The 26,039-nt window shown below is 40.6% G+C and carries 21 protein-coding genes and 1 riboswitch; of the genes, 16 read left to right on the forward strand and 5 right to left on the reverse strand.

The genetic code is table 11. The features are described from left to right. Positions 1 to 11 precede the first annotated feature (11 nt). Together BLO53_RS10185 and BLO53_RS10190 are read left to right on the forward strand one after the other, a co-directional pair. On the forward strand, positions 12 to 1,799 hold the full coding sequence (locus BLO53_RS10185) for an ABC transporter ATP-binding protein (RefSeq protein WP_092061132.1): 1,788 nt from the start codon (positions 12 to 14) through the stop codon (positions 1,797 to 1,799). Positions 1,800 to 1,942: 143 nt separating this feature from the next. Then, on the forward strand, positions 1,943 to 2,602 hold the full coding sequence (locus BLO53_RS10190; protein ID WP_092061134.1) for a PilZ domain-containing protein: 660 nt from the start codon (positions 1,943 to 1,945) through the stop codon (positions 2,600 to 2,602). A gap of 70 nt (positions 2,603 to 2,672) precedes the next feature. Here BLO53_RS10190 and glmS read toward each other — a convergent pair whose 3' ends face one another. Continuing rightward, positions 2,673 to 4,496 carry a glutamine--fructose-6-phosphate transaminase (isomerizing) gene (gene glmS, locus BLO53_RS10195; protein WP_092061136.1) on the reverse strand — a complete coding sequence of 608 codons (1,824 nt, stop codon included), beginning with the start codon at positions 4,494 to 4,496 and terminating at the stop codon, positions 2,673 to 2,675. A 303-nt stretch (positions 4,497 to 4,799) separates the two neighbouring features. Between glmS and BLO53_RS10200 the strand changes: the two genes are divergently transcribed. Then, complete coding sequence (locus BLO53_RS10200) at positions 4,800 to 5,864, forward strand: SH3 domain-containing protein (RefSeq protein WP_176757244.1); 1,065 nt, start codon at positions 4,800 to 4,802, stop codon at positions 5,862 to 5,864. A gap of 252 nt (positions 5,865 to 6,116) precedes the next feature. After that, positions 6,117 to 7,427, forward strand: coding sequence for a sugar phosphate nucleotidyltransferase (locus BLO53_RS10205; RefSeq protein WP_092061140.1), 1,311 nt, complete (start codon positions 6,117 to 6,119; stop codon positions 7,425 to 7,427). A 96-nt stretch (positions 7,428 to 7,523) separates the two neighbouring features. Here the strand turns inward: BLO53_RS10205 and BLO53_RS10210 are convergent, their stop codons facing one another. From BLO53_RS10210 to BLO53_RS10225, 4 genes are all read right to left on the reverse strand, one after another. Continuing rightward, positions 7,524 to 8,393 carry a carbohydrate ABC transporter permease gene (locus BLO53_RS10210; protein ID WP_092061142.1) on the reverse strand — a complete coding sequence of 290 codons (870 nt, stop codon included), beginning with the start codon at positions 8,391 to 8,393 and terminating at the stop codon, positions 7,524 to 7,526. Further along, on the reverse strand, positions 8,393 to 9,442 hold the full coding sequence (locus BLO53_RS10215) for a carbohydrate ABC transporter permease (RefSeq protein WP_092061144.1): 1,050 nt from the start codon (positions 9,440 to 9,442) through the stop codon (positions 8,393 to 8,395). Before BLO53_RS10215 ends, BLO53_RS10210 begins: the two co-directional genes overlap by 1 nt. 103 nt (positions 9,443 to 9,545) lie before the next feature. Next, positions 9,546 to 10,883 (reverse strand): ABC transporter substrate-binding protein, encoded by a 1,338-nt coding sequence (locus BLO53_RS10220; RefSeq protein WP_092061146.1) that lies wholly within the window; start codon positions 10,881 to 10,883, stop codon positions 9,546 to 9,548. A 335-nt stretch (positions 10,884 to 11,218) separates the two neighbouring features. Further along, on the reverse strand, positions 11,219 to 12,232 hold the full coding sequence (locus BLO53_RS10225; RefSeq protein WP_092061148.1) for a LacI family DNA-binding transcriptional regulator: 1,014 nt from the start codon (positions 12,230 to 12,232) through the stop codon (positions 11,219 to 11,221). A 223-nt stretch (positions 12,233 to 12,455) separates the two neighbouring features. Here BLO53_RS10225 and BLO53_RS10230 point away from each other — a divergent pair, with 223 nt between their 5' ends. The 12 genes from BLO53_RS10230 to BLO53_RS10285 all read left to right on the forward strand — a co-directional run bounded on the left by BLO53_RS10230 (position 12,456) and on the right by BLO53_RS10285 (position 25,608). Next, on the forward strand, positions 12,456 to 13,436 hold the full coding sequence (locus tag BLO53_RS10230; protein WP_092061150.1) for an adenylylsulfate kinase: 981 nt from the start codon (positions 12,456 to 12,458) through the stop codon (positions 13,434 to 13,436). Between the two features lie 61 nt (positions 13,437 to 13,497). Beyond that, positions 13,498 to 15,156 (forward strand): alpha-amylase family glycosyl hydrolase, encoded by a 1,659-nt coding sequence (locus BLO53_RS10235; protein ID WP_092061152.1) that lies wholly within the window; start codon positions 13,498 to 13,500, stop codon positions 15,154 to 15,156. A gap of 231 nt (positions 15,157 to 15,387) precedes the next feature. Next, a complete protein-coding gene (locus BLO53_RS10240; protein ID WP_176757245.1) occupies positions 15,388 to 16,926 on the forward strand; it encodes a vWA domain-containing protein in 1,539 nt (512 codons plus the stop codon). Positions 16,927 to 17,163: 237 nt separating this feature from the next. Beyond that, a complete protein-coding gene (locus tag BLO53_RS10245; protein WP_092061156.1) occupies positions 17,164 to 18,705 on the forward strand; it encodes an ATP-binding protein in 1,542 nt (513 codons plus the stop codon). A 134-nt stretch (positions 18,706 to 18,839) separates the two neighbouring features. Beyond that, entirely contained in the window at positions 18,840 to 19,358 is a 519-nt protein-coding gene (locus tag BLO53_RS10250; protein WP_176757246.1) for an RNA polymerase sigma factor, read from the forward strand. Continuing rightward, complete coding sequence (locus BLO53_RS10255; RefSeq protein WP_092061160.1) at positions 19,355 to 19,798, forward strand: hypothetical protein; 444 nt, start codon at positions 19,355 to 19,357, stop codon at positions 19,796 to 19,798. Before BLO53_RS10250 ends, BLO53_RS10255 begins: the two co-directional genes overlap by 4 nt. Continuing rightward, positions 19,795 to 20,322, forward strand: coding sequence for a hypothetical protein (locus BLO53_RS10260; RefSeq protein ID WP_092061162.1), 528 nt, complete (start codon positions 19,795 to 19,797; stop codon positions 20,320 to 20,322). Before BLO53_RS10255 ends, BLO53_RS10260 begins: the two co-directional genes overlap by 4 nt. A 2-nt stretch (positions 20,323 to 20,324) precedes the next feature. Beyond that, on the forward strand, positions 20,325 to 20,675 hold the full coding sequence (locus BLO53_RS10265) for a LiaI-LiaF-like domain-containing protein (RefSeq protein ID WP_092061164.1): 351 nt from the start codon (positions 20,325 to 20,327) through the stop codon (positions 20,673 to 20,675). 174 nt (positions 20,676 to 20,849) lie between these two features. Beyond that, positions 20,850 to 20,925, forward strand: a riboswitch (cyclic di-GMP riboswitch). Positions 20,926 to 21,000: 75 nt separating this feature from the next. Next, entirely contained in the window at positions 21,001 to 22,734 is a 1,734-nt protein-coding gene (locus BLO53_RS10270; protein ID WP_092061166.1) for a methyl-accepting chemotaxis protein, read from the forward strand. 562 nt (positions 22,735 to 23,296) lie between these two features. Then, on the forward strand, positions 23,297 to 24,349 hold the full coding sequence (locus BLO53_RS10275; RefSeq protein ID WP_092061172.1) for an SPFH domain-containing protein: 1,053 nt from the start codon (positions 23,297 to 23,299) through the stop codon (positions 24,347 to 24,349). 1 nt (position 24,350) lies between these two features. Then, positions 24,351 to 24,548: a PTS ascorbate transporter subunit IIC gene (locus BLO53_RS10280; RefSeq protein WP_026490445.1), complete on the forward strand. Its 198-nt coding sequence runs from the start codon at positions 24,351 to 24,353 to the stop codon at positions 24,546 to 24,548. 142 nt (positions 24,549 to 24,690) lie between these two features. Continuing rightward, on the forward strand, positions 24,691 to 25,608 hold the full coding sequence (locus tag BLO53_RS10285; protein ID WP_092061168.1) for a CPBP family intramembrane glutamic endopeptidase: 918 nt from the start codon (positions 24,691 to 24,693) through the stop codon (positions 25,606 to 25,608). Positions 25,609 to 26,039: the final 431 nt, after the last annotated feature.

Consider the following 26,039-nt stretch of genomic DNA (forward strand, 5'->3'; position numbering starts at 1 on the left):
GAGGAGAAAAAATGGCTAGAAGAAATACATATAAAGAAGACGAAATCTTAGAAGAGCCTTTTGATATACGACACCTTTTAAGGGCCTGGGTGTATATTAGAAAACATGCTGGCAAGATGGTTCTTGCACTTATTCTGTCAGCACTTGGCGGAGCGGCAGCTCTTGTGAGCCCTATGATTGTTCAAAAGGCTCTGGACGTTGCTGTCCCTAATGGGGATATGGCAATGCTGTACAGACTTGTGGTTTATGTAGCTGCATTTTTTGTAGTGAGCGTTATCTTTACTACAATTCGTTCCTACATCATGATCAATGTCAGTCAGGATATAATCTATCAGATAAGGGCAGATCTTTTTAAACATCTTCAGAAGCTCCCTTTTCAGTATTATGATGACAGACCTCAGGGAAAAATCCTGGTAAGAGTAGTTAACTATGTAAACTCAGTGTCAGATATGTTAAGTAACGGTCTTATAAACGTTATCCTTGAGATCATCAACCTGATCTTCATTGTGGTGTTTATGTTTGCAGTTGATGTGAAACTGAGCCTTGTTGTTATGGCAGGTGTACCATTTCTTATGGTCTTCATGTTCTGGATAAAGAATAAGCAGAGAAAGGCCTGGCAGGCAGTTTCCAACAAGAACTCAAACCTTAATGCTTACCTTCAGGAAAATATAGTAGGAGCAAGGATCACACAGATCTTTGCAAGAGAAGAAGAAAATGCTGAGATTTTTAAGACCCTTTCAGGTAACTGCAGAAAGACCTGGATGACAGCTGTTGGCTACAGTACACTTGTGTGGCCTGGAATCGACACTATATCAGTTCTGGTCCGTGCTTCAATCTTCCTCTTTGGACTCCTTATCTTTTCACAGGGAAGCGAGACTCTTGGTACTATTGTGGCTATATCCAGCTATGCATCAAGGTTCTGGCAGCCTATCATGAACCTTGGCAATATCTTTAATGGCTTTATCAACAATATGGCTTATCTTGAGAGAATTTTTGAGACTATGGATGAGCCTGTAACTGTAGATGATGCTCCTGATGCTGTGGAGATGGAGAAGGTTAAGGGCGAGGTTACCTTTGAAAACGTATCCTTCTCCTATGAAAAGGGAAAAGAAATACTCCATAACGTATCCTTTAGTGTTAAGCCAGGAGAGAGTGTTGCTCTCGTAGGACCAACTGGTGCCGGAAAGAGTACTATTGTCAGCCTTATTTCAAGATTTTATAACGTGGATAGCGGAAGAATCCTGATCGATGGCCAGGATATTTCAAAGGTTACTCTTAAGTCTCTTCGTTCTCAGATGGGAATCATGCTTCAGGACAGCTTTATCTTCTCAGGAACGATTGAGGATAATATAAGATACGGCAAGCTTGATGCCACAGAAGCAGAGATCAGGAGAGCCAGCAAGACTGTTTGTGCCCATCCTTTCATTAAGGGCATGCGTGACGGCTATAGAACAGAGGTAAAAGAAAGAGGTGCGCTTCTTTCTCAGGGACAAAAGCAGCTTATCTCTTTTGCCAGAACTCTTTTATCAGATCCTGCAATTCTGGTTCTTGATGAAGCAACCTCAAGTATCGATGTACAGACTGAAAAAGCCCTTCAGCAGGGCCTTGATGCAATGCTTGCTGGAAGAACAAGCTTTATCATTGCTCACAGGTTATCCACAATCACAAGATGTGACAAGATCATGTACATAAACGAGGGTGGCATAACTGAGTGTGGAAGCCATGAAGAGCTTATGGCCAAGAAGGGAGATTACTATCATCTGTATACTGCACAGATGGAAGGCCTTGAAGTTAGCTAAAACATTGCATACAACGGAAACTAGGATATATAATTACAGTTTCCACATTTTTGGTTGAAATTTTGTTGATAAATCAACAAGAATACACAAAGAGTTCACACTTTTTTCTTGTGATTTTTGACGAAAAAAGATAATATACCGGTATGAAAATATACGACATACCGCAGGCAACAAAAATAACCATCAATTTGGTTCATAACAATCAGAACAAGACTGTTGATGCAACTGTTCTTACCCGTTACGGTGACGGAATTTTGATCACACCAGTCATGGTGGATGGTCGCCTTATAGATATTTGTTCTAATGCTCATTTCGAATATGTGGAAACAATTTGTGGGGTTAAGCATGTATTCCAGGCTGATACTATCAGCAGGGTTGATTTTGCAGGGACAGATTTCCATGTGATAACAGGAAAGGAAATCTTACTTGGAAACCATCAGCGAAAGGCAGAGCGTTACAGTGTTCAGCTTATGGGCAATGCTGTGATAAACAAGACAAGACATATAAGCGTAGTGCTTCACGATATCTCTCTTCGTGGTTTTTCACTTATGGTCGGTAAGAATACAGGCTTTAATGTAGGCGATAAGGTCAAGCTTGAATTTATGAAAAATGAGCTCAGCCCCAAGCTTGTATTAAATGGCGTAATAGTCAGAAAGTTTAGCATAAGCGGCTACAATGCCATTGGCTGCGAGATTGAGAATATTAACCCAAGAGTCCTGGGCTTTATAATGGAAAAGAAGGCTGAAAAGCTTAAATTTTCTAAAACATCAGCCAAGGGAAGCGGAGCAGTTAACTTCGCATAAAAAGAAAAAATAAAGAGCTTTCACTTTGAATCATATCAATCAAAGTGAAGGCTCTTTTTATTGCGTTATATTATTCTACTGTTACAACCTTGGCAAGGTTACGTGGCTTATCTACATCGTAGCCCTTGGCAAAGGATGTGTAATATGCGATCAGCTGCATTACTACTGCTGCAGGGAATGTCATGAACAGATCATCCATTTCAGGAAGGATAAATGTATCTTCCTCAGGAATGTTCATATCCTTGTAAAGTGATTCCCTTGTTATTAGTAGAACGCTTGCTCCACGAGACTGTACCTCGCGGATGTTTGAATATTCCTTGGAGGCAAGTGCTGTCTGAGTTACAAGAGCAACTACAGGAATTCCGTCAGTAATAAGAGCGATAGTACCATGCTTTAACTCGCCGGAAGCATAAGCCTCTGAGTGAATGTAGGAAATCTCTTTAAGCTTAAGTGATCCCTCAAGAAGAAGTGAGTAGTCAAGTCCACGGCCAATCATAAATGCCTGATCGTGAGAGAGGAACTTGTTGGTCATCTTCTGAACGATAGACTTCTTCTCAAGAATCTGGCTGATGATTTCAGGAACTCGTGTGAGCTCGTCAAGGTAGTGGCTTACTTCTTCTGTTGAAAGAAGACCGTTAAGTCTTGCTGCATGTATAGCAAGAAGATAGAACACTGACGCCTGGCTTGTGAAAGCCTTGGTGCTGGCTACGGCAATTTCAGGGCCTGCATGTGTATAAATGCAATAATCACTGTTATCGGCAATTGTAGAGCCCTTTACATTTACAATAGAAAGAACCTTGGCGCCCTTCTTCTTGGCAAACTTGATAGCTTCAAGTGTATCAATTGTCTCACCTGACTGTGAAACTGCGATCACAAGAGTGCCTGGCTTGATAACAGGGTTAGTATAAGTAAACTCAGAAGCTATTGCTACATCTGTGTGGATGTTTGCAAGAGTGTGGAAGAGCTGCTGTCCGATAAGTCCGGCATGCATAGCTGTTCCGCAGGCAATAACTACGATGTTCTGATTTTCTCTAAAGAGTGAATCAGGGATTCCCTCCTCTGCAAAGGATGTCTTACCATTTACAATATGAGGTGAAACAGTGTCCTTAATAGCGTCTGGCTGTTCGTGAATTTCTTTTTCCATATAGAAAGGATATCCACCCTTGCCACCGCGGCTTGTATCCCAGTCGATTGTCATAAGCTGAAGCGGTACTTCATGCTTCTTCTCGTCGTGAACAAGGATTCCCTTGGATGAAAGGCATGCAATATGATACTCAGGAAGAAATGCGTATTCCTTGGCATGCACACCAAGAGCAGCTACGTCAGATGCAAGAAGTGCACCGTGATCTGTCATGGCAACAACGATTGGGCTTACATTACGTACAGCGTAAATTTTGCCAGGCTGATCTGAAAAGAGAATAGCAAAAGCGAAAGTTCCCTTAAGTACGTTTACTGTCTCCTTGATAGCCTTTTCTGGGTCACCATCATAAAAGTGATCAAGAATAGAAGCAGCAACCTCAGTATCTGTCTCTGAAAGAAGCTTGCCCTTAAGATCGTACTCCTTGATAAGTTCCTTGTAGTTCTCGATGATACCGTTGTGTACAAGTGTTACCTTGCCATGATGATGTGGATGAGCATTGGCATCGCTTACTCCACCGTGTGTAGCCCAACGTGTATGTCCGATTCCTGCACAGGACTCCTCTGTAACATCCTTGCAGACCTCTCTAAGGTTAGATACACGTCCTGCGATCTTTCTTACTATAGGCTCATTCTCGCCCTCTGGAAAAAGAGCTATTCCAGCACTGTCATAGCCTCTGTACTCCAAAAGCTCAAGTGAATCCAGAAGGATCTCTTTAGTGCTTCTCTTACCAATATAACCAATTATTCCGCACATAATTTCTCCTATCGTTTTGCGTCATTTTGTTCTATATTAATATTAATAAGTTTCTGTGATCATTGATCCGTATTTATAGATCCTATGATCCAATTTATTGTACCTGTTTGGCAAGTATTTGAACATGCTCAAAAATAGGCATGTTATATTATAAGAGGTTGATACTTTTTAGTCAAATTTGACATATTGTTACGTCTAATGTAAAATTTGTGAGGTTGAGGGAATAACTTTTATATTTGGCGAGCTGTTTACTGATTATATTTACTACTTAAGGCTCGTAATGAACATGGTGATATTATGAACATGCACAAAGAAAAAAAGAAAAACCTAATCATACTTTTTGCATTTGCAGCAATTCTTTCAGCAGCTCTTATCATTGGAATCAAAGGAGACAGGGCTCAGACAGTAGCTACTGCCATTATTAATGATAGAAGTGATCTGATGGCCGCAGAGAATGCAGATACTGTAGTATACGAATCTGAGAGCGGAGTGCAGGCTGTTTGCCTTAATGCGGATGGAACAGAAACTGCCTTATCTGATGACATTGAAGAGTCAGCTGGCTTGGAGGATTCAGAGACAACAGTTGTTGAGGCCAAGGAAAATGCAGCAGAGCTTTCACTTACAGCTTTTACCGTAACAGAGTATGAGACTGTAGCCAAGATGTTTGCAAGCGATACTGTAAATGTTCGTTCAGGAGCAGGTACAGACTATGACAAGCTTGGTAAGGTGACCTGGGGAACTGAGATTTCAGTTACCGGAGTGACCGACAATGGTTGGTTTGAAGTTCTTTATAATGACCTTATTGGATATATTAGAGGCGATTATATGGTAAGCGAGATGCCAGGAGTTCCATTCCTTTTTGTTGGAGATTCCAGGACTGTACAGCTTCAGAACGCAGTTGGATCAACTGACAAGGCCTATATTGCCAAGATTGGTGAGGGATATAGCTATTTCAAGAATACAGCTCTTCCTGCTATTCCTGAGTATGCAGGCCAGGGAACAGTCATGATCATTAACTTTGGAGTCAATGACCTTGCCAATGCTAATAAGTATATCAAACTTGTTAATTCAAACATTGGTGCCTGGACAAGTGCTGGAATTACTGTTTACTATGCTTCTGTTACTCCTGTTGGAGCAGGCTGCGCAAGTGTATCCAATGCCCAGATTGAGAGCTTTAATAATAAGCTCAAGGAAGGTCTTGATCCAAGGGTACAGTGGATTGACAGTTACTCATATCTTTCACAGGCTGGATTTAGCTCTTCAGATGGTCTTCACTATAGTAAGGATACTTACAAGAATCTGTATGCTTATTATGTTTCTGTGATACAGCAGAATCAGGACAACATGGTTGCAAGCAGCGCTCAGTAATAATATAGCTTTAAGTATTTGCACGAAGTAAGCAATGGACCTAGCAGTAAATTCTAAGATATAGTTTAAAAGCGATGACTTTATAATTTGCACCCTGGAAGAGAAGATTTTTACAAATTTCTCTTTCAGGGTCTTATAAATTAATGGTATAGTGTCATGTGGCATAAATGTTGCTGTATTTAGCCCGAGATTATCACGGATGATTTTCTCTTTATGCACATAATAAATAATAAGGAAGAAGTAAGGAAGAAAATGAATATTGTACTTTTGTCCGGTGGCTCAGGAAAGCGCCTTTGGCCACTTTCAAACGATATCAGATCTAAGCAGTTTATAAAGATCTTTAAAAAGGAAGACGGATCCTATGAATCCATGGTGCAGAGAGTTTATCGTCAGATAAAGCGCGTGGATCAGGATGCTACAGTAACTATAGCAACTAGTAAGGCCCAGGTTTCATCTATCCACAATCAGCTTGGGGAAGATGTAGGTATTTCAATCGAGCCATGCAGAAGGGATACTTTCCCTGCAATTGCTCTTGCTACAGCATATCTTGTAGATGTTCAGGGAGTTGATCCTGAAGAGTCAGTTGTTGTATGTCCTGTAGATCCTTATGTTGAGGATGACTATTTTGACGCTTTAAAGGCCCTTTCACAGCAGGCTGATAAGGGAGAGGCCAATCTTGTACTTATGGGAATTGAGCCCACATATCCTTCTGAGAAATATGGTTATATCATCCCTGCTTCCAAGGATGAAGTAAGCAGCGTTTCTACTTTTAAGGAAAAGCCTTCAATGGAAGTTGCTAAAGAGTACATCAGCCAGGGCGCACTTTGGAACGGTGGTGTTTTTGCCTACAAGCTCAAGTACGTTCTTGATAAGGCTCATGAACTTATTGATTTTACAAACTATCAGGATTTGTTTGAGAAATATGATACTCTTACCAAGATTTCTTTTGACTATGCAGTAGTAGAAAAAGAGGACAAGATCCAGGTTATGCGCTTTAGCGGACAGTGGAAGGATCTTGGAACCTGGAATACTCTTACAGAAGCCATGGAAGAGAGCGTTGTAGGTAAGGGCGTTTTAAATGAGACCTGTAAGGGTGTACATATTGTAAATGAAATGGATGTTCCTGTACTTGCTATGGGACTTACAGATGTTGTTATATCTGCTTCTCCAGAGGGAATCCTTGTTTCTGACAAGGAACAGAGCTCATATATCAAGCCATTTGTTGACAGCTTTGAGCAGCAGATCATGTTTGCTGAAAAGAGCTGGGGTAATTTCAAGGTTATTGATGTTGAGCCTGGTAGCATGACCATTAAGGTTACATTAAATGCCGGTCACTCTATGAACTATCACAGCCATAACCACAGAGATGAGGTTTGGGTTGTGATTTCAGGAACAGGTAGAACTGTTGTTGAGGGAATAGAAGAGAAGGTAGCTCCTGGGGATGTTATCAAGATGCAGGCTGGATGCAAGCATACAGTATTTGCAGATACAGAACTCAAGCTTATTGAGGTTCAGATTGGTGAATCTATCAGCGTAGAGGATAAGGTTAAGTATTCACTTTGACCCTAACAAATATAGTGTCAAGAAATAAAAAAAGAGGCTGTCAGCGACAGCCTCTTTTCTATATTTGAGATTAACAGGGAACCTTAGCAAGGTTTCTTAGCCCTTTACAGCACCTTCGATCATTCCATCCATGATCTGACGCTGAGCGATAAGGAATACAATCACCATTGGTACGATTGCAAGAAGAGCAGCAGCAAGGATCATGTTCCACTGCTTAACATAAGATCCAACGAAAGCCTGAACTGCTACAGGAAGAGTCTTAACTGCACCATTCTGACCAAGCATCATGGAAGGAAGAAGGTAGTCATTCCAGATCCACATACCATTAAGGATTGAAACTGTTGTGATAACAGGTGTCAGAAGTGGGAAGATGATCTGGAAGAAGGTCTGCTCAGGTGAGCAACCATCGATAGATGCAGCTTCCTCAAGATCATAAGGAACTCCCTTGATAAATCCGTTAAGGATAAATACTGTCATGGCTCCGCCGAAGCCAAGGTATGCAAATACAATACCTGGCACGGACTGAAGCATAGGAATACCAATAAACTTACCAACATCGCGGAAGGTAGATATAAGTGGGAGCATTACTACTTGGAAAGGTATTATCATGGATGCGATGAAGGTAAAGTAGATAACTGTTGACCAAACTGTCTTGTTACGGCAGATGACCCATGCAGCCATTGCTCCAAATAAAGCAAGAAGTACAAGGGAAACTACTGTAATAAGAAGTGAATAACCAAATGCCTGCCAGAACAGGAAGTGTGTGTTACCGATAACATCCTTAAGGTTACAAAAGAGCTGTTCAAAACTTGCTCCATTGAAGCCTATAGGATTTCTTGTTATATCATCTGTCTGCTTGCAGGAGTTGATAACAACAAGGAAGAATGGGAATAATACATAAATAGCAATTATAATAGCGATAATAAGTCTTATTACTACGCTGGATGTTTTCTCTTTTCTATGCATTATAATTCCACCTCCTTCTTATTAGATATACGTACCTGAACTATTGAAACAGTTGCAAGTATTATGAAGAACAGAACGGCCTTGGCTTCACCGAAGGCATATTCGTTGTTGATAACTGCTGTGCTGTAGATGTTAAGTGCCAGCATTTCTGTACCGTTTGTCAGATAGTTTCCAAGGAAATTAACTGAACCAGTACCATTTGTGAGTGCAAGGTTTACATCGAACTGTTTGAAAGCAGATGTAAGTGTAAGGAAAGTACAGATTGTGATTGTAGGTGCAATCATAGGAATCTTGATGTTAAAAAGAGTCTGAGTAGGATTAGCACCGTCAATGGCAGATGCTTCAAGTACATCGCCTGGAATAGTGTTAAGACCAGTGATGTAGATCAGCATAATATAACCTGCGTACTGCCAGATATATACGATAATGATAGCCATGAAGGCTGTCTTTGTATCCGAAAGCATTGAATAAGTTCCAGTAAACTTAGTAACTACGTTACTGAAAATGAACTGCCAAATGTAACCAAGTACGATTCCACCAATAAGGTTTGGAAGGAAGTATGCTGCTCTGAAGAATCCGAGGCCCTTGATCTTGGAAGTGCACAAAAGAGCAAGCAGGAAAGCAACAAGGTTAACAAGAATCATGTTAAATACTACAAATAAGAATGTTATGAGAATTGACCATAAAAAGCTCGGCTGCCTGAACATTCTGGCATAGTTGGCAATACCAACAACATTTTTGATTCTGATTCCATTCCAGTCAGTAAATGAGTAACCAATACCAAGAACAAGCGGTATTATGACTGTTACTGCGAATGCAAACAGAAGAGGAAACAGGAATATTATGTTTATGATTGTGCGGTGATGTTTAAGTGTTGGAAAAAGATATAGTCCCCAAAAGAAAAGTAAAACGCCACACACAAGTACTGCGCCCCTGTAGCTTTTACCCTGGCCTAGTATAGCAAGGATAAGTCCCCCGATTGCAAGCGCAATTCCCGCGATGAGGCTTACAAAAGAAGTTAATTTTCTTGTCATAGAAAAAGTACTCATGTGTAATTCCCCTTTCGTGAGTAAAAAGAAAGTTCAAAAATCTAGTGGAAAGTTAGTTAAAAATGGGCAGGGCATTAAGCCCTGCCCCCTAAGTTCAACATTATTAGTTGTTGTAGTAGCTTGTGATAACCTGAGAAATTGTAGAAGTGAAGTCCTCAGCTGTTGCAATCTTGCCCTTTGCATAGTCAGCAAATACCTGGCAAGTTGTGTTCTGAAGGCCGTCCTTCTTGAGCATTGTGTGCCATCCTGAATAGTTACCAGCATCGATGTAGCTCTTCATGCTCTTATAGAATGGGTTAACAGCCTCGTACTGGCAATCATCAAATGGAGAAACAAGACCAGCGTCATTAACAAGAATGTTCTGAGCTGAGTCGCCTGCGCACCAGTTAAAGAATGCTTTAGCACCATCAACATTACCCTCAGAGTAAGCTACCCAGTATGAAGGTGGTCCAGCGATGATTGTGTTGATTCCATCCTCAAATGCATAAGGAGCGAATCCGCACTCGAATGATACGTCATCAGGAGATGTTACGCACCAGTTACCCTGTGTGATAAATACATATTTGCCATCCTTGAAGCCAGCAACCTGATTATCATATGTGCCGTCTACAAGAAGAGCAGGATCTGAATACTGGTTCATCATGCCGATGAACTCAGCAAACTTTGTCATTCTCTCTTCGTCGATCTTACCACCGTCGTTAAGAAGGTCGATGTATGTTGTGTCATCAGCCTTAAGTCCAGCGTCAAGATACTGACCAAATACGTGTGTACCTGAAGACCATCCAAGGTTTGCAGGCTCTGCGCACCAACCAAATACAGCTGTGATTCCAAGCTCATCCTTCTTGGCATCAAGTGTTTCGCAAGCTGCCTTCCAAGCATCAGGGCTTGTAAGTGTTGAAGGATCTACGCCAGCCTTAGCAAGAAGGTCAGCGTTGTAACCAAGAGCTGTAGCCTCAACAGTGTAAGGGAATCCGATTGTTCCCATGCTGGCATCTACAAGTTCGAAACCTGTCTTGCCTGTCCATTCGCAATCTGAAAGATCTGCAAGCATTCCGTCCCAAGTAGCTGTCTGGTTAGCTTCGATAACGAAGATATCTGGCATGTTATCTGCCTGATACATTTTCTTGAGCTCATCAGAAGCATTTGTGTCACCGCCGATTGTCTCAACTGTGAGAACATTACCTGTCTCTTCCTGGTACTTAGCTGCAAGAGCCTGCATCTGAGCATCAATCTCAGGCTTACCATTAAGAAGACGAACAGGCTCAACAGATGCAGTTGCATCAGTTGTCTCTGCAGCAGGTGTCTCTGCAGCAGGAGCTTCTGTCTGTGACTCTGTGTTGTCAGATGAAGTTGTTGTTGTGTCAGCAGCTGTCTCGCCGCAAGCTACAAGTGAAGCAGCCATAGCGCCAGCTAAAAGAACTGACATGAGTTTCTTTTTCATTTTGTAATCCTCCTTTTGTGCATTTTGCCATAACACATTAAAAAATTGGTGGTTCCTTTTGCGCATAAGTTGTACGCTAATTTCAAAATACCACACAAATGCACAAAAAACAAGCCAAAAACGCAAAAAAACTAGAACACAAAAATGCAAAAAACCGCAAAGCCACATATGACAAGCTCTGCGGGTGTATAAATTTTTTATTAAAATATAAAATAATAATAAACAAATATACGCAATATAGCGAAAAAACAAAACTTATGCGCAAAAGTCAAATTGTACAAAATGTACAATGCAAAGTATCAGAAATAGTCTGTAAAACAAAAAAGGTTAACCATTCAGTTAACCTTTTTTACTGTATCTCTTATGATGAGCTTTGTTGGAAGCTGTATCTGATTAGGAGTTTTCTGACCTGACAACTGTTTAAGCAGCGTATCAGCGGCAGTAACTCCTTTTAACTTGATATCCTGATGAACTGTTGTCAGAGCTGGCCTGTGGTATTTACCCAGCATATTGTCATCAAAACCGACAATCGAAATATCATCTGGAACAGAAATGCCGCGATCTTCAAGGGCTGCCATAAGTGTTACAGCATAAAGATCTGATACACAAACGATAGCGGTAAAGTCTTTGGATCTCTTGCAGATTTCCTCCAAACTTTCCTCGATGTCTTCAGTTCTGGGACGGATCTTTAAGAAGTTGTCAGGCTTGTATTTGAGTCCTGCATCTGCAAGCGCTTTCTGGTAACCGTTCAATCGGGCAAGATCGACACCTGTCATATTATCTGAGAGGAAGGCTATTTTCTTGTGACCTTGCTTGATGAGATAGTTTGTGATGTCATATGTTCCCTGTTCATCATCCAGTCCAACATTGGTGAAATGCTTGAGCCCCTCGATACTGTATGTGTCTATGCAGACAATTGGCTTTTTATATTTCTCACTGACACGGATGCCATCATCACCAATCATACCAAAAAGAATCAGGCCATCTACATTCCAGGTAGAGACATGGCGCATGATTTCTGTAGTGTCACTTGAAATGTACAGCATCATGAAGTAACCGGCATTTCTGATGGTTTCCTCCACACCACCTATAAGTTCTGAAACGAAAGGATCCATGATCAGGTTCTCATATTTGTCAGCCCTTGCCTTCAGGGCAAGCCCTATGATCTTGGACTCGTTCTGCGCCAGATTTCGTGCGCTTATGTTTGGGACGTAGTCAACCTTGTCTAAAAATTCCTGGACCTTCTTTTTTGTATCATCAGACACTTCGCTGGTTTTTCCATGGATAACATTTGAAACCGTCGTAGTGCTCATATTTAGTTGTTTTGCAATCTCTTTTATTGTGATCATAAATTATTTTGGTCTTTACAAAGAAAAAAAGTTATTGTATCTTGTGTTCAAAATAACACGGTGGGACATAAGTTGTCAAAAACATAAGTTGTGTTCAATGTATATTTATGCATTTTGAACAGGAAAAACGTTTGGCGTTTGGTACAATTGCACGCAATTCAATTTATGGGTGGTTCTATTATTGGATCATGCAAAGTGCCTTTTTTAAAGAAAGAGGAGAATTATGAACAAACAATACAATAGAATAGCAGCTAGTTCCGATGAAGTAATTGCAAAGCTTTCCGGAGCAAAAGAAAAAGTGGCAGCAATTACAATTCCTGCCGATATTCCACATGGTGATATGCCTGGAGATAAAGTTGAAATTGGTGATAGTCATACAGCCAAGGCTAAGACTATCTTTTCTAAATTAGTAGATGAACTTGAAAAGACTTTCAAGGAAAACAAGTACGGACGAGCAGTAATTGCTGTCTGCGGTGGTTCTGGAGTGGGGAAATCTGAAATTGCGTCATGCCTGTCATATTTGCTCGAGCAGATGGGAATAGGCAGTTATACAATGTCTGGAGATAATTATCCACATCGTATTCCTATGTACAATGATGCTGAAAGACTTCATGTATTCAGAGAAGGCGGCATAAGAGCAATGGTTGACGCAGGTGTCATGTCTGCTCAGAACATGGAAGTATTGAAGAAATGGCAGATTGCAGAAGACGACGCTAATGCTGCACATGCAGAAACTGACACATGGTTTGGAAGCTACCTTGAGGGCGGCAGAAAGTGCCTTGATGAATATCTTGGAACTCCAAAGGAGACAGACTTTGAGGAAGTTGATCAGATCATGAAAGCCTTCAAGGATGGTGCAGACAAGCTTTTCCTTAAGAGAATGGGAAGGGATGAAGCTTCTCTTTGGTACGATGAAGTAGATATGTCTCAGAAACAGGTTCTTATTGTTGAGTGGACCCATGGAAATAGCGACTACATGACACAGGTGGATATCCCGGTTCTTCTCAACAGCACTCCACAGGAGACACTTGAGCACAGACGTAGCAGAAACAGAGATGGTAAGCTTGACAGCCCATTTACTATGATGGTTCTTGAGCTTGAACAGAACAAACTCGTAGCACAGGCTCACAAGGCTAAGATCATTATCACTAAGGCCGGTGAACTTATAAGTTATGAGGATTTCAAGAAACTATACAACCTCTGATTTTTAGCTGATGTTGCATATTTCAAGCAGAGTGCCGAAATAGAGAAAATAGGAGATTTTAATGAGTAAGAATTTAGTGGATAACGGACCTATGCTCAATGCTTATCCAGATAGCATGGGCGGAACATTATCAGATATAGTATCAGTTCTTTCTAAAAAAGAGTTTGAGGATGTATTTCAGTCTTTTTACATCCTTCCAAGTATCTTTAATACTGATCTTGACCGTGGCTTTTCAGTTATAGACTACGGAATCAATGAAGAACTTGCAGACAAAGATGACCTTGCAAAGCTGGATAAACTTGGAATTAACCTAAAGCTTGATTTTATCTTAAATCACGCGTCAGTTCTTTCACCACAGTTCCAGGATCTTGTTAAAAACGGTGAGAAGTCCAAGTATGCTGACTTCTTCATCAACTGGAATAAGTTCTGGGAAGGCTGCGGAGAGATGACTCCTGAAGGCTATATTCAGCCAGATCAGAAGTACATTAAGGATATGTTCTTTAGAAAGCCAGGACTTCCAATCCTCATGGTGAGAATGCCAGATGGCAAGGACGTTCCTTACTGGAACACCTTCTATCAGGAGGTTCAGTATAAGCGCCCTGATGCCCAGGACCTTATGGACAAGATTGATATTCAGTATCTTGCAGCTCAGAGACTTTCTGAGAGAGTCTGCAAGGGACTTGATGAAGGCAAGAAACCTTCAGAAATAGACTTCACAGGATATGAGAAATACAAGGATGCAGTAGTTGACCTTCTTGAGTCAGAAAGACGTTACCTGGGACAGATGGATCTTAACATCAAATCTGATCTTGTATGGGAGCACTACCGCAATACATTAAAGACTCTGTCTGGATATGGCGCAAGAATAGTAAGACTTGATGCCTTTGCCTATGCACCCAAGGAGCCAGGCAAGAAGAACTTCCTCAACGAGCCAGATACCTGGGATGTGCTTGAAAAGGTCAAGAAGCTTGCTGATGAGTTTAATGTATCTCTTTTACCTGAGATTCATGCAAGTTACAAGGAAAAGATCTATGAAACAGTTGCAGATAAGGGCTATATGACCTACGACTTCTTCCTGCCAGGACTGCTCATCTATGCAATTGAGCACAAGGACGGAGAAGTGCTTGTAAAGTGGGCTAGAGAGATTCAGGAAAAGAAAATCCGCGTAGTCAACATGTTAGGCTGCCACGATGGTATTCCTCTTCTTGATCTTAAGGGAATCCTGTCTGATGAAGATATCGAAGAGATGATCCAGACTATCGTTGGAAGAGGCGGATTTGTCAAGGATCTTCACGGAGCCAAGAACATGTACTATCAGGTAAATGCTACCTACTACAGTGCTCTGGGAGATGATGACAAGAAGATGCTCTTTGCAAGGGCAATCCAGATGTTCATGCCAGGTAAGCCACAGGTTTGGTATCTTGATCTTTTTGCTGGCAAGAATGACCATGAAGCAGTTAAGCGCGCTGGAGCCGGTGGACACAAGGAAATCAACAGAACAAACCTTAGCCTTCCACAGATAGAAGAAGCCATGAAGAAGGATGTAGTGCAGAAGCAGCTTGAACTATTAAGACTTCGTAACACAAATCCTGCCTTTGGCTTTGATGCACAGCTTGATATTCAGACAAACGGAAGTGTTATGACCTTTACTTGGACTAATGGAGGGCACAAGATCGCGCTCAAGGCAGATTTTAGTGATTATTCATTCGAAATAATTTAAAAGTTTTTCAATAATTGAGGGTATTTAATTTAGGGGTATAGTTATATTGGCGCCGCAGGAGTTTTTCCTGCGGCGCTTTTGGCTATAAAAGAACGGCAAGTGAATACGCTGATGTGTTATGCACACCACGCTTTCATGTGCTATCATGTTTAAGGGGTATGTCTCCATTTTATAAACTTAGAGAAAACATATTTTCTGAGTAGGAAAAGAGATAAAAACATGAGGGTGACGATGATACCCAATAAGAGATTAGAACTTGAACAGGCAGGCAAGCGTGTTCTTGAGGCTTCAAGGACAGAGCTTTATATAGATATGCGCTTTTTTGGCGGGGCCCTTAATAGTCTGGGCTACGAGATGGATCTTTCTACAACTACGGTAGGAACTGATGCAGTGAGCATTAGATTTAATCCAAACCACGTGCTGCGGCTATTTGTGGAGGAACCAGGCAAGCTAAACCGCACCTATCTTCATATGCTTCTTCATTGCATATTTATGCATATGTATACATCAGCAAGGTATGAAAATGAGAGACTCTTTGATCTGTGTGCGGACATAGTTGTTGAGTCTATCCTGGACGGAATGGACTATCAGTGCATTTACAGAGTATCCTCTGACTACAGGGATAATTGGTACGCATTACTTGAAAAAGAGATAAAGGTTCTCACAGTTGAACGGCTGTATAAATATTTTTCTGAAGATCATGAGCTTGATGTTTTTGAACTGGAAAAACTTGAGAGAGAGTTTAAACTTGATGACCACGGCTTCTGGACAAGGCTACAGGATGTAGAGGATGATTCTGATCAAAGTGGTGAGCAGGATAAAGATAATGACAAGGCCAGGGATAAGGATATTCCGCCCATGGATGATTCTGACAGCCCTGATATAAAAGAAAATAAAGACAATAAAGATAAAGGCAGCAAAGATAAAGACAATAAAGATGAGGATAATGATAGGAATGATCAGCTTCAGGGAGGCGGACAAAATCCTGATAATGACACTGACAGGAAGAAGACCAAATATATAAATCCCCGCAGACTTCAAAAAATCAAGAATGCTCAGAAAAACTGGGACAAAGAGGGAAAGCGCATCCAGACTGAAATAGAGACAATTGGAAAAGAAAACAGTGACAGACTTGGAAAACTATCCTGGCTACTAAAAATACAAAACACCTCACATACAGACTACAAGGAGTTTTTAAACAGGTTCAAGGTTCTGCGTGAGGAAGGCGGGATAGATCTTGATAGCTTTGATTATGGAATGTATTCTTTTGGCATGGATTTTTACGGAAACATGCCTCTTATAGAGGAAAATGAGTTCCGAGAAGTCAAAAAGATACAGGAGCTTGTCATAGCAATTGACACCTCAGCATCCTGCAAGGACATTCTGGTTCAGCGTTTCCTAAATGAGACAGCGGCTCTTCTTTTGGGAGGAGATAACTTTTTCCAGAGGATAAAAATCTGCGTGATCCAGTGCGACAACCAGATCCAGAGGATAGATTTTATAGAAAATAAGGATGAGATGTATAAATATTCGTCAGAAGTTCATGTGGAAGGTGGCTATGGAACCGACTTTAGACCTGTTTTTGAACAGGTAGAAGAACTAAGACAGCAAAAGAAATTTGAAAACCTTAAAGGTCTTATCTATTTCACAGATGGATTTGGAATATATCCGGATAAGCCAACCACCTATGATACAGCATTTGTATTTGCGCAGGATGAGGATTATGACGATGAAAAAGTTCCGGACTGGGCACTGAAACTATATATATGATATAGGTGTCAAAAGTCAAAATGCGTACATGCTTGCATGTTAAGCATTATGACTTTATGACCCGAACAAATATGAGGAATTAGCAATTTACGCAGTAAATTAGCGGTTTCCGAATATTTGTAGAATTGCGAGAATGACGTAAGTCATGGAGCAATTCGTATATCATATAGGTGTCAAAAGTCAAAAGTCAAAATGCGTACATGCTTGCATGTTAACAAAAATAGTAGGAGAACAACCATGAACATAGATCAGGCAAAAGAAGAAATTAAAAATGCAGTTCGTGCTTACCTTGAAAAGGATGACGCAGGACAATATGAGATTCCAACAGAGAAACAAAGGCCAATTCTTCTTATAGGACCTCCCGGAATTGGTAAGACAGCAGTTATGGAACAGATTGCCCATGAACTTTCTGTTAATCTGGTTTCATACACCATAACTCACCACACAAGGCAGAGCGCAATAGGCCTTCCAATGATTTCTGAAAAAGAATTTGGTGGAAAAAAATATTCTGTGACGGAATACACCATGAGCGAGATCATCGGAGCAGTTTATGAGCAGATTGAAAAAACTGGGATAAAGGAGGGAATTCTTTTCCTGGATGAGATCAACTGCGTCTCTGAAACACTTGCTCCAACTATGCTTCAGTTTCTTCAGTATAAGACCTTTGGAAGTCACAAGCTCCCAGATGGTTTTGTTATTGTAACTGCCGGAAATCCGCCTCAGTACAATAAATCTGTGAGGGACTTTGATATTGTTACCCTTGACCGTGTCCGTCAGATAAATATTGAGGAGGACTTTGAGGCCTGGAAAAATTACGCCTATAAGGCTGGCGTTCATGGTTCCATAATAGCTTATCTCGAGATTAAAAAAGATAATTTCTACAGCATAAAGACTGATGCTGACGGCAGAAAATTTGTAACAGCAAGAGGCTGGGAGGATTTATCAAGAGTTATAAAGGTACATGAAAAGCTTGGAATAGCTGTTGATGAGAATCTTACAGTTCAGTACCTCCAGAATGTTGATATAGCAAGGGATTTTGCTACTTATTATGAACTTTATCGCAGATACAACGAGCTTTATAAGATTCCTGATATTTTAGAGGGAAGATTCCCAGAGGATAAGAAGGCCTTAAGAGATGGCTCTTTTGACGAAAAACTAAGTATTATCGGACTTCTTACAGATAAGCTCATGGAAGAATTCCGCAAATACGCTCAGGATCAGGCTGTGCAGAAAAAGTTATTTGAACTGATAAAAGAGTTCATCACAGTGGCGACTGCAAATGGTGAAAGTCGTGATGCATCCGCAAATTGGTTCGAAGAAAAGGCATCTATGCTTGAAAAAGAGCTTGCGGATAGCCTTGATGCTGGTCTTCTTAGCAGGGAGGATGAGAGAGTACAAAGATTTACAATTGCTGCTCTTTACGAGTATGAGGCAAGAGTTTCTGCTGATGCTGATCTTACAAAAAATGCAAGTCAGATCACAGAAGATATAAAGAGCTGGTTCAATGACCGGGAAAATGCCCGCCAGGAGCGAAACAAGCAGACCGGGGAACACCTCACAAATTCCTTTAAATTTATAGAAGAAACCTTTGGCGATAAAGAGTCACTTTCCGGTAGCCAGGAGATGGTAATCTTCATAACTGAGTTGTCCAAGGCTTACTACAGTCTTAAGTTTGTCAGGGAAACTGGCAATGAAGCCTACTATGAATACAATAAGCTTCTTCTTTTAAATGATAGAAAAAAAGAACTAAAGGATCTTGCAGAGAGCTTGATCCTGTAAAAATATGTCCAATAAATCATGAGCAAAAGTCTTCAAAATTTTTTTCAATTTTTGAAGACTTTTTTGGTTCTGCTTCGTTTTATATAATAGAAGAGCAAATGATAAATATCCAAAACACGCGTGGGAGCTTGAAATTGGGGAATACAGATTCTAAGGAAAAGTTAATAGAGCTGATGAATAAATATCAGAATCTCGTATTCTCTATTTGTCTCAAAATGACAGGAGACTATTTCTGTGCAGAGGATATTACTCAGGAGACCTTCATTTCAGCCTACGAGCATTTGGAGAGCCTGGATGAAGCTTTAGAAAAGGCCTGGATATGCAGGATTGCCTCTAATAAATGCATCGACTATCTAAAAGCCGCGGAGAGGAGGGCAACTCCTACTGCGGAGGAGGAAATGCCTGAAGCAGCCTCACGAAATGGACCCTTTGAAGAATTTCTTGCAAGAGATGTTGTGGAAAACATTAGGGAAAAATGTGATAATCTGCCGAAAACCTATGCTTTTGCTGCGGAGATGTACTTCGCTGATGGAATGACGGCAAAAGAAATATCGGAAAAAACCGATACGCCACTTAAATCCGTTCAGACAAGGATCCGCAGAGCTCGAGAAATGCTACAAAAAATGGTGAGAAAGGAGGATTTTCTTTCATGAATGAAAACAACAGATACTTATCTGATGAAGAACTAAAAAGATTGATAAATAATGTGGAAGAAGAGGGACTTATAAAAGCTCCTGCCCAGATAAAGTCAGAAGTACTGCGAAAGATTGAAATAGAAAAACCTTCAGCTAAACCTGAAAAAAGCATGGCTGAATTATACAGATACTCGGCAAAAGTTGTATTTGCTATAGCTGCAGCTCTTTTGCTACTACTTATTACTCCAGGAATTACAGATTCTCGTGACAGGATTCCTACAAGGGATGAGGTTATTAGTCAGGAGAGAGCAAGGGTTTGGGCAATTTCTGGTGAAGTGCAGACAAATGACGAGAATAATACAATTACCAGAGAAGAAGCAATCGATAAGAGAAGAAAAGATCGCATAATAGGTGGTTTTGAGAACTTCATTTTTGAAATGGGAGGTAAATTAAAATGAAACCAAGGAAAAAGAACAAATTTTTTACTTTTATATTTTCTTTCTGCCCTGGAGCAGCAGAAATGTACATGGGCTTTATGAAAAATGGATTTAGCATTCTTGCTATATTCGCTCTGTTGTGCGGAGCGATAACAACTATGAGAATTGACTTTTTATTATTTATTTTGATGCTTGTATATTGCTTTGGATTTTTCCATGCAAGAAATGTGGCAGGTCTTGATGATGAGAGTTTTGCTGCATTTGAGGACAAGTACATCTGGGAAGAATTTGTAACTACAAATGCCTTTAAGGTTAAGGCAGAAACATTGCGCAAGATTGGAGCCTATGCGTTGATTCTTGTTGGACTATCCATGGCTTGGGGATACATTTCAGATATTATATTGCGCTATATCCCAGAGGGCTATTGGGACGACATATATCCTTTACTTGATAACATCCCTAGTCTTGTTGTTGCGATTGTGCTGATAGTTGCAGGTATTATCCTTATCAGAGGCAAGAAAAAGGAACTTGTCGGGGAGGGCTGAAAATGGAAGAAACATTGGTTGTTAATGAAAAAGAAGTTTCAGATCAGAAAGTTAAGTATACAAGAACCCACAGAGTTGGTTCAGTTACTACGGGCCTTTCACTGATTGCCTTTGGAATCCTGTTTGTAGTCCACATGTTTACTGGAATCATGTCCTATGAAATAATCTTCAGACTTTGGCCTTTTATGATAATAGGCCTTGGTGTTGAACTACTTATCTCCAATTTCCTTACAGAGAAGATTGTGTATGACAAAGCAGCTATTTTTCTAATGATCATGACTAGCTTTTTTGCAATGTGCATGGCAGGCGCAGACCTATTTTTCCAGTACTTCAAGGATGGGATAGTTTTTTAAATGGTTAGGGCATATTGTTTATGGAAACCGGTTTTGAAGAAATAGTTTCTACATCATTGCTAATATCATTTCGGTTTACCGAAAGATTATAGTGAATTGTAATAGAAAAATAAGTTTATAAAAAATTTATATTGCATTAATAAAATTTTTTCATTATAATCCTCGTTGTTTCAAAAATATTTTTGGCAAAACAGGCGAAAGCCTGCGGCGCAAAGCTATAGGGACTTTAACATGTCAGCCAGCTGCATTCTACTTAGTTAGGATTATCAAAAGCATGGGACGTGTCTCCTATGCTTTTTTTATTGTTTATGTAGAGAGGTTTATTATGAAGAAAAAATCAAGAAACATGGTGCGCGGTATTATTCTTATCGCGTCAGCGCTTGCCCTTTTAATGGCAGCGCTTGTAGGCTATATTGGCTACAGGCACATTCAGGAAGCATATTACACATCTTTATCAGAAGGATTGCACGCAGCAGCAGTACTGCTTGATGATGAAGTTTCTCATCAGTTTGAGGGAGACTGGCATCTTTCTGAGGACGGAGAACTTATGAAGGGTGAGACAGCTGTCCACGACATCTATCAGGAACAGCTGGATGCTCTTAGCGCCAAGACAAATATGCATTATACAATTTTCTATGGAGATACACGCTTCGTGACATCTCTTAAAGATGCAGACACTGGACTTAGAATGGAAGGAACAAAGGCATCAGATACCGTGGTTGCAGAAGTTATAGCAAAAGGGAATGAGTACCTTGCAACTAACTTTGAAATCGCAGGCCAGGACTGGTATGCATACTATCTTCCTTTAAAGAACACAGATGGAACTGTTGCAGGAATGATCTTTGCAGGTCGCGATACTTCTATTGTTGCAGACAACTTGAAAACTGCAGGAAGAGCAATTGTTTTTACTTTCCTTGGATTCTTTTTATTTAACTGGGGAGTTGCCCGAATCATCATTACAAGATCTACAAGGTCAATCCGTGATATCATTGGCGGACTTCAGAGCCTTGAAGATGGCGAACTTTCTTTTTATATAAATGATCGTACATTTAACCGAAAAGATGAACTTGGCGTTATTGCTGCAAGTTCAGCTCAGGTAAGAGATAAGCTTCAGGATGTTATCAGCGCAACTAAAAAGCTTTCTGAGGACGTTACAAATTCAGGCGTAAGCCTCGCAAATTCAGCAGAGACAGCTTCTCAGGTAGCACAGCAGGTAACAAATGCAGTTGAGGATATCAGCCGTGGCGCAACTTCTCAGGCAGAAAGTGTAGAGAACTCAGTAACTAACACAAACGAAATGGGCGATAGCATTGAGGATATTACAGCTAAGGTTGAAGCTCTTTCAAATGCAGCAAGCCAGATGCTTACAGGCGCTCAGCGTACAGTGGATACACTTGGAAATCTTATGGACAAGAATGACACTGTCATGAATTCAATGAAGGACATCAACGACCAAATCCTCCTTACAAATAACTCTGTTAAGGATATTGCGGAAGCTTCTAATATCATTACTGACATTGCAGGTCAGACGCACCTTCTTTCTCTTAATGCTACAATCGAGGCAGCAAGAGCAGGTGAGTACGGAAAGGGCTTCTCAGTAGTAGCTTCTGAGATTGGCAACCTCTCCAAGCAGTCAAAAGAGGCTGCTGAGAAGATCAACCTTATTGTAGAGACCCTTGTAAAGGAATCTCAGAAGAGTGTTGATACTATCGGTCAGCTTGGACAGGATATGAAGGAGCAGAACGCACAGCTTACATCTACCAAGAATGATATGGACAATGTAGTAGATAACGTCAACAATGTTGAAAACTCAACAAAAGTAATAGCTGAAAAGATCCGCCTCCTCAATGACCTTAAGGCAAGCTTCTCAGACATCATGGCTGAGCTTGCTGCAATTTCTGAGCAGAATGCAGCTTCTTCTCAGGAGACAAATGCTTCTATGGAAGAGCTTAACGCTACCTTTGCTCTTATCAACGACGCAGCTGCAGACCTTCGTGATATGGCAGAGACACTTAATGAGAAGATGTCATACTTCACATTAGAGGATATGTCAGCTTGATGGGAATTGGCATTTTGCCAAATGGATTATTTGCGGCTGCCTTGTGACAATCAGCATTTGAAGCGGCGAAAGTACATTGAAGTGGCGAAAGTACATGCATTTGCAGATGATGCTAATATGCGTGTATATGGCTCTGAGGCATAGTGTATAGATAATATTCAGATTCAATGTAGAGAAATACAAAAGACTCCTGGCGTGCGCCAGGAGTCTTTCTTATAACATATAAATTACGCATATAAATATAAATAGGTAATAAAATCTCCTCCCTAACAGACAGATAACCTATGAGATAGTATCAAAAACTATGTGCAAGAGTAAATTCCGTTTTTGTTATTTTTTGCTTTAAAAACCGGAATTTAAAAATTCACATTACGATATAAATATCGTATTGACAAAAAGAATACAAATGATATCATAATGATATCAAATAAATTTCATTAGCAATAATTTAAAAAAGAGAATGTACAGACAAAAGATAGCACAGTATATGGATTTGCATGCTGAGAAAGCTTGGATGTGCATTTGAATGGAATTATGAGGAGGTATAGATATGAACGAGAACATTAATGAAAAAGTAATTAGTGGACACAAAAATGGAATCGCAGTACTTTGCCTTACAATAGCTTTGTATGTGCTGGCAACTGTAGGAGTTGTGTACTTTGCGATTCTTGGTGAGTCTAAGGATTTTACTGGATTAACGATAACGCTGATGGTTATTTGCCTGCTGTATTTGTGCCTTGGATGGATTTGTTTCCTGGGACTTAAAGTTTTAAAGCCAGGAGAAGCCCTTGTTCTTACACTTTTTGGTAAGTACGTTGGGACTTTAAAAGGAGACGGATTCTTTTTTGTAAATCCTTTTTGCACAGCCTTCAATCCTGCTGCTGAGACCAAGCTTGGACAGAGCGGAGATATTTCAGATAACAAGAAGAGTGGCATAGGAAGCATTCTTATTGGCTCAAATCAGCTTGGAGGCGCATCTGCGGAGCTTAAGACAGGAGTAGATAAAAAGATATCTCTTAAGGTCATGACACTTAGTAATTCCAAGCAGAAGGTCAATGATATTCTTGGAAATCCAGTGGAAATCGCTGTTGCAGTAATGTGGAAGGTTACAGATACAGCCAAGGCAGTATTTACTGTGGATAACTACAAGGAATACCTTTCTCTTCAGTGCGATTCCGCTGTTAGAAATGTAGTTAAGCTCTACCCATACGATATCACTGAAAATATAGATACTACAGGCGATGGCAAGGCTGACGACGGAAGCCTTCGCGGTTCGACCGAGGTTGTTGCTGAGAGAATCAGACAGGAAATCCAGTCTAAGGTTGAAAATGCAGGACTTGAGATAGTAGATGCCAGGATCACATATCTTGCCTATGCTCCTGAGATTGCAGCAGCAATGCTTCAGAGACAGCAGGCAAGCGCAGTAGTAGATGCCAGAAAGCTTATCGTTGATGGCGCTGTTGGAATGGTCGAGATGGCACTTGAGAGACTTAGTGAGAAGAAAATGGTTGATCTTGATGAGGAGCGTAAGGCGGCAATGGTTTCAAATCTCCTCGTGGTTCTGTGTGGCAACCATGATGCACAGCCTATAGTAAACTCAGGAAGTCTGTACTGATATGGCGGAAAAGAAACAAGTCCCTCTTCGACTTAACGAAAATCTTTACAATGCTATAGCCGCCTGGGCCGAAGATGATTTTCGTTCCGTCAATGGACAGATTGAATATTTACTTACTGAGTGCGTCAAACAGCGCAAAAAAGATGGCAAGTACGTTTCGCAACATCTGGACGAGCCTCCTGAGTTTGATCTGCACTAATTGTTTGAGGCGAAAAATAGAGCAACTCACAATTCAAAGATCATATAAATGGTATTGAGATTTAAAAATATAAAATGTAGCGGATATATTAGAATATCGCGTGCACATAGCGGTATTAGGAAGATATAAGAGGAAAAAAGACATGAAGGAATTAGACACAAATACAAAAACTCTTTACAAATATCTGGCATGGACCTTTGGCCTTGCCTATCTCATTCAGTTCTTTGCAGCATTTATGAATTACAAATTACAACAGGATAATGCAGGCGCTAACATGATTCTTGTTGCTGCTGTTCAGTACCTTATTGCAGGAATGATGTTCATCCCTCTGATCTCTGTTATGCTTGCAGGTGGCAGGATTAAGGAAATTGGCTGGAAGCCTAGGATCAAAGGCTGCGTGCCGCAGTTTCTTTTTGCATGGTTTGTGCCTGCTATATTAACAATTGTAGGAGCGTTACTATATTTTGGTGTTTTCAGATCTCACTTTGACCTTACAGGCTCTTATCTTGTGGCAGTTGCGGGGCAGGAAGGGCTTGATACGATTACTTCTACAGGAATGACATATGGCACATATATTATCATAAATTGCATTGCCTGCCTTACCTATGCACCACTTATCAACATGTTCCCAGCTGTAGGCGAAGAGGCAGGCTGGCGAGGCTACATGTATCCAGCACTTAGAGAAAAATTCGGACAGAAAAAAGCCTGGATCATTGGCGGCATCATCTGGGGAATGTGGCATTGGCCTCTTATAATCTTTACAGGATACGAGTACGGCAAGGACTATCTGGGATTTCCTATTGTTGGGATGATCTTGTTCTGCGCTATAACTGTTGCTTTAGGGATTTTGTGCGACTACGTATATCAAAAGACTGACTGCATCTGGTATCCTGCTATTTTCCACGGAGCCTTCAATGCAGCAGCTACGATTCCGCTGACTGTAACACTAACTGGTCTTGATAAATTCAGGATTCTGGGAGCTGCACCAAATGGCCTGATAGCGGGCATTCCGGTGCTTGCACTGGCAGCATTTATATATGTAAAGTATAAGAAGGATTGAACTTATTAACTTATTGAGAAATACAGCTGCTGTATCAAAAAAGAAATAGCTTTTTATGAATATGTAAAGTGCCCTCGCCAGCGGTATACTGGTGAGGGTGTTTTTTTAAAGACTTAACGAATACTACCAACTTTAAACTAAAACTTTCCCAAATCGTCGGACTATAGGTTAAGCCCCTAAATCCGCGGTTTGTTACTTCAATTGTCAGAAAATGAGTGCACCAAAGGCAAAAATCCTTGGTAAACCGCATCATTTTCCCTGATTTTTACTGCACTTTGACATCAGATTTTTGTAAAATGGGACAAAGAAAACTTGATTATATAGTCCGACTATGGTATAATAGGACTATATAAAAAGGAGGCTTTCTTATGCCAGTTCCAGCAGATATCCGTGCAGTTCCCAGACCAGTGAATACTATTGTAGATGACAGT

It is taken from the genome of Butyrivibrio sp. INlla14, assembly GCF_900102515.1.
Taxonomy (GTDB): Bacteria; Bacillota; Clostridia; order Lachnospirales; family Lachnospiraceae; genus Butyrivibrio.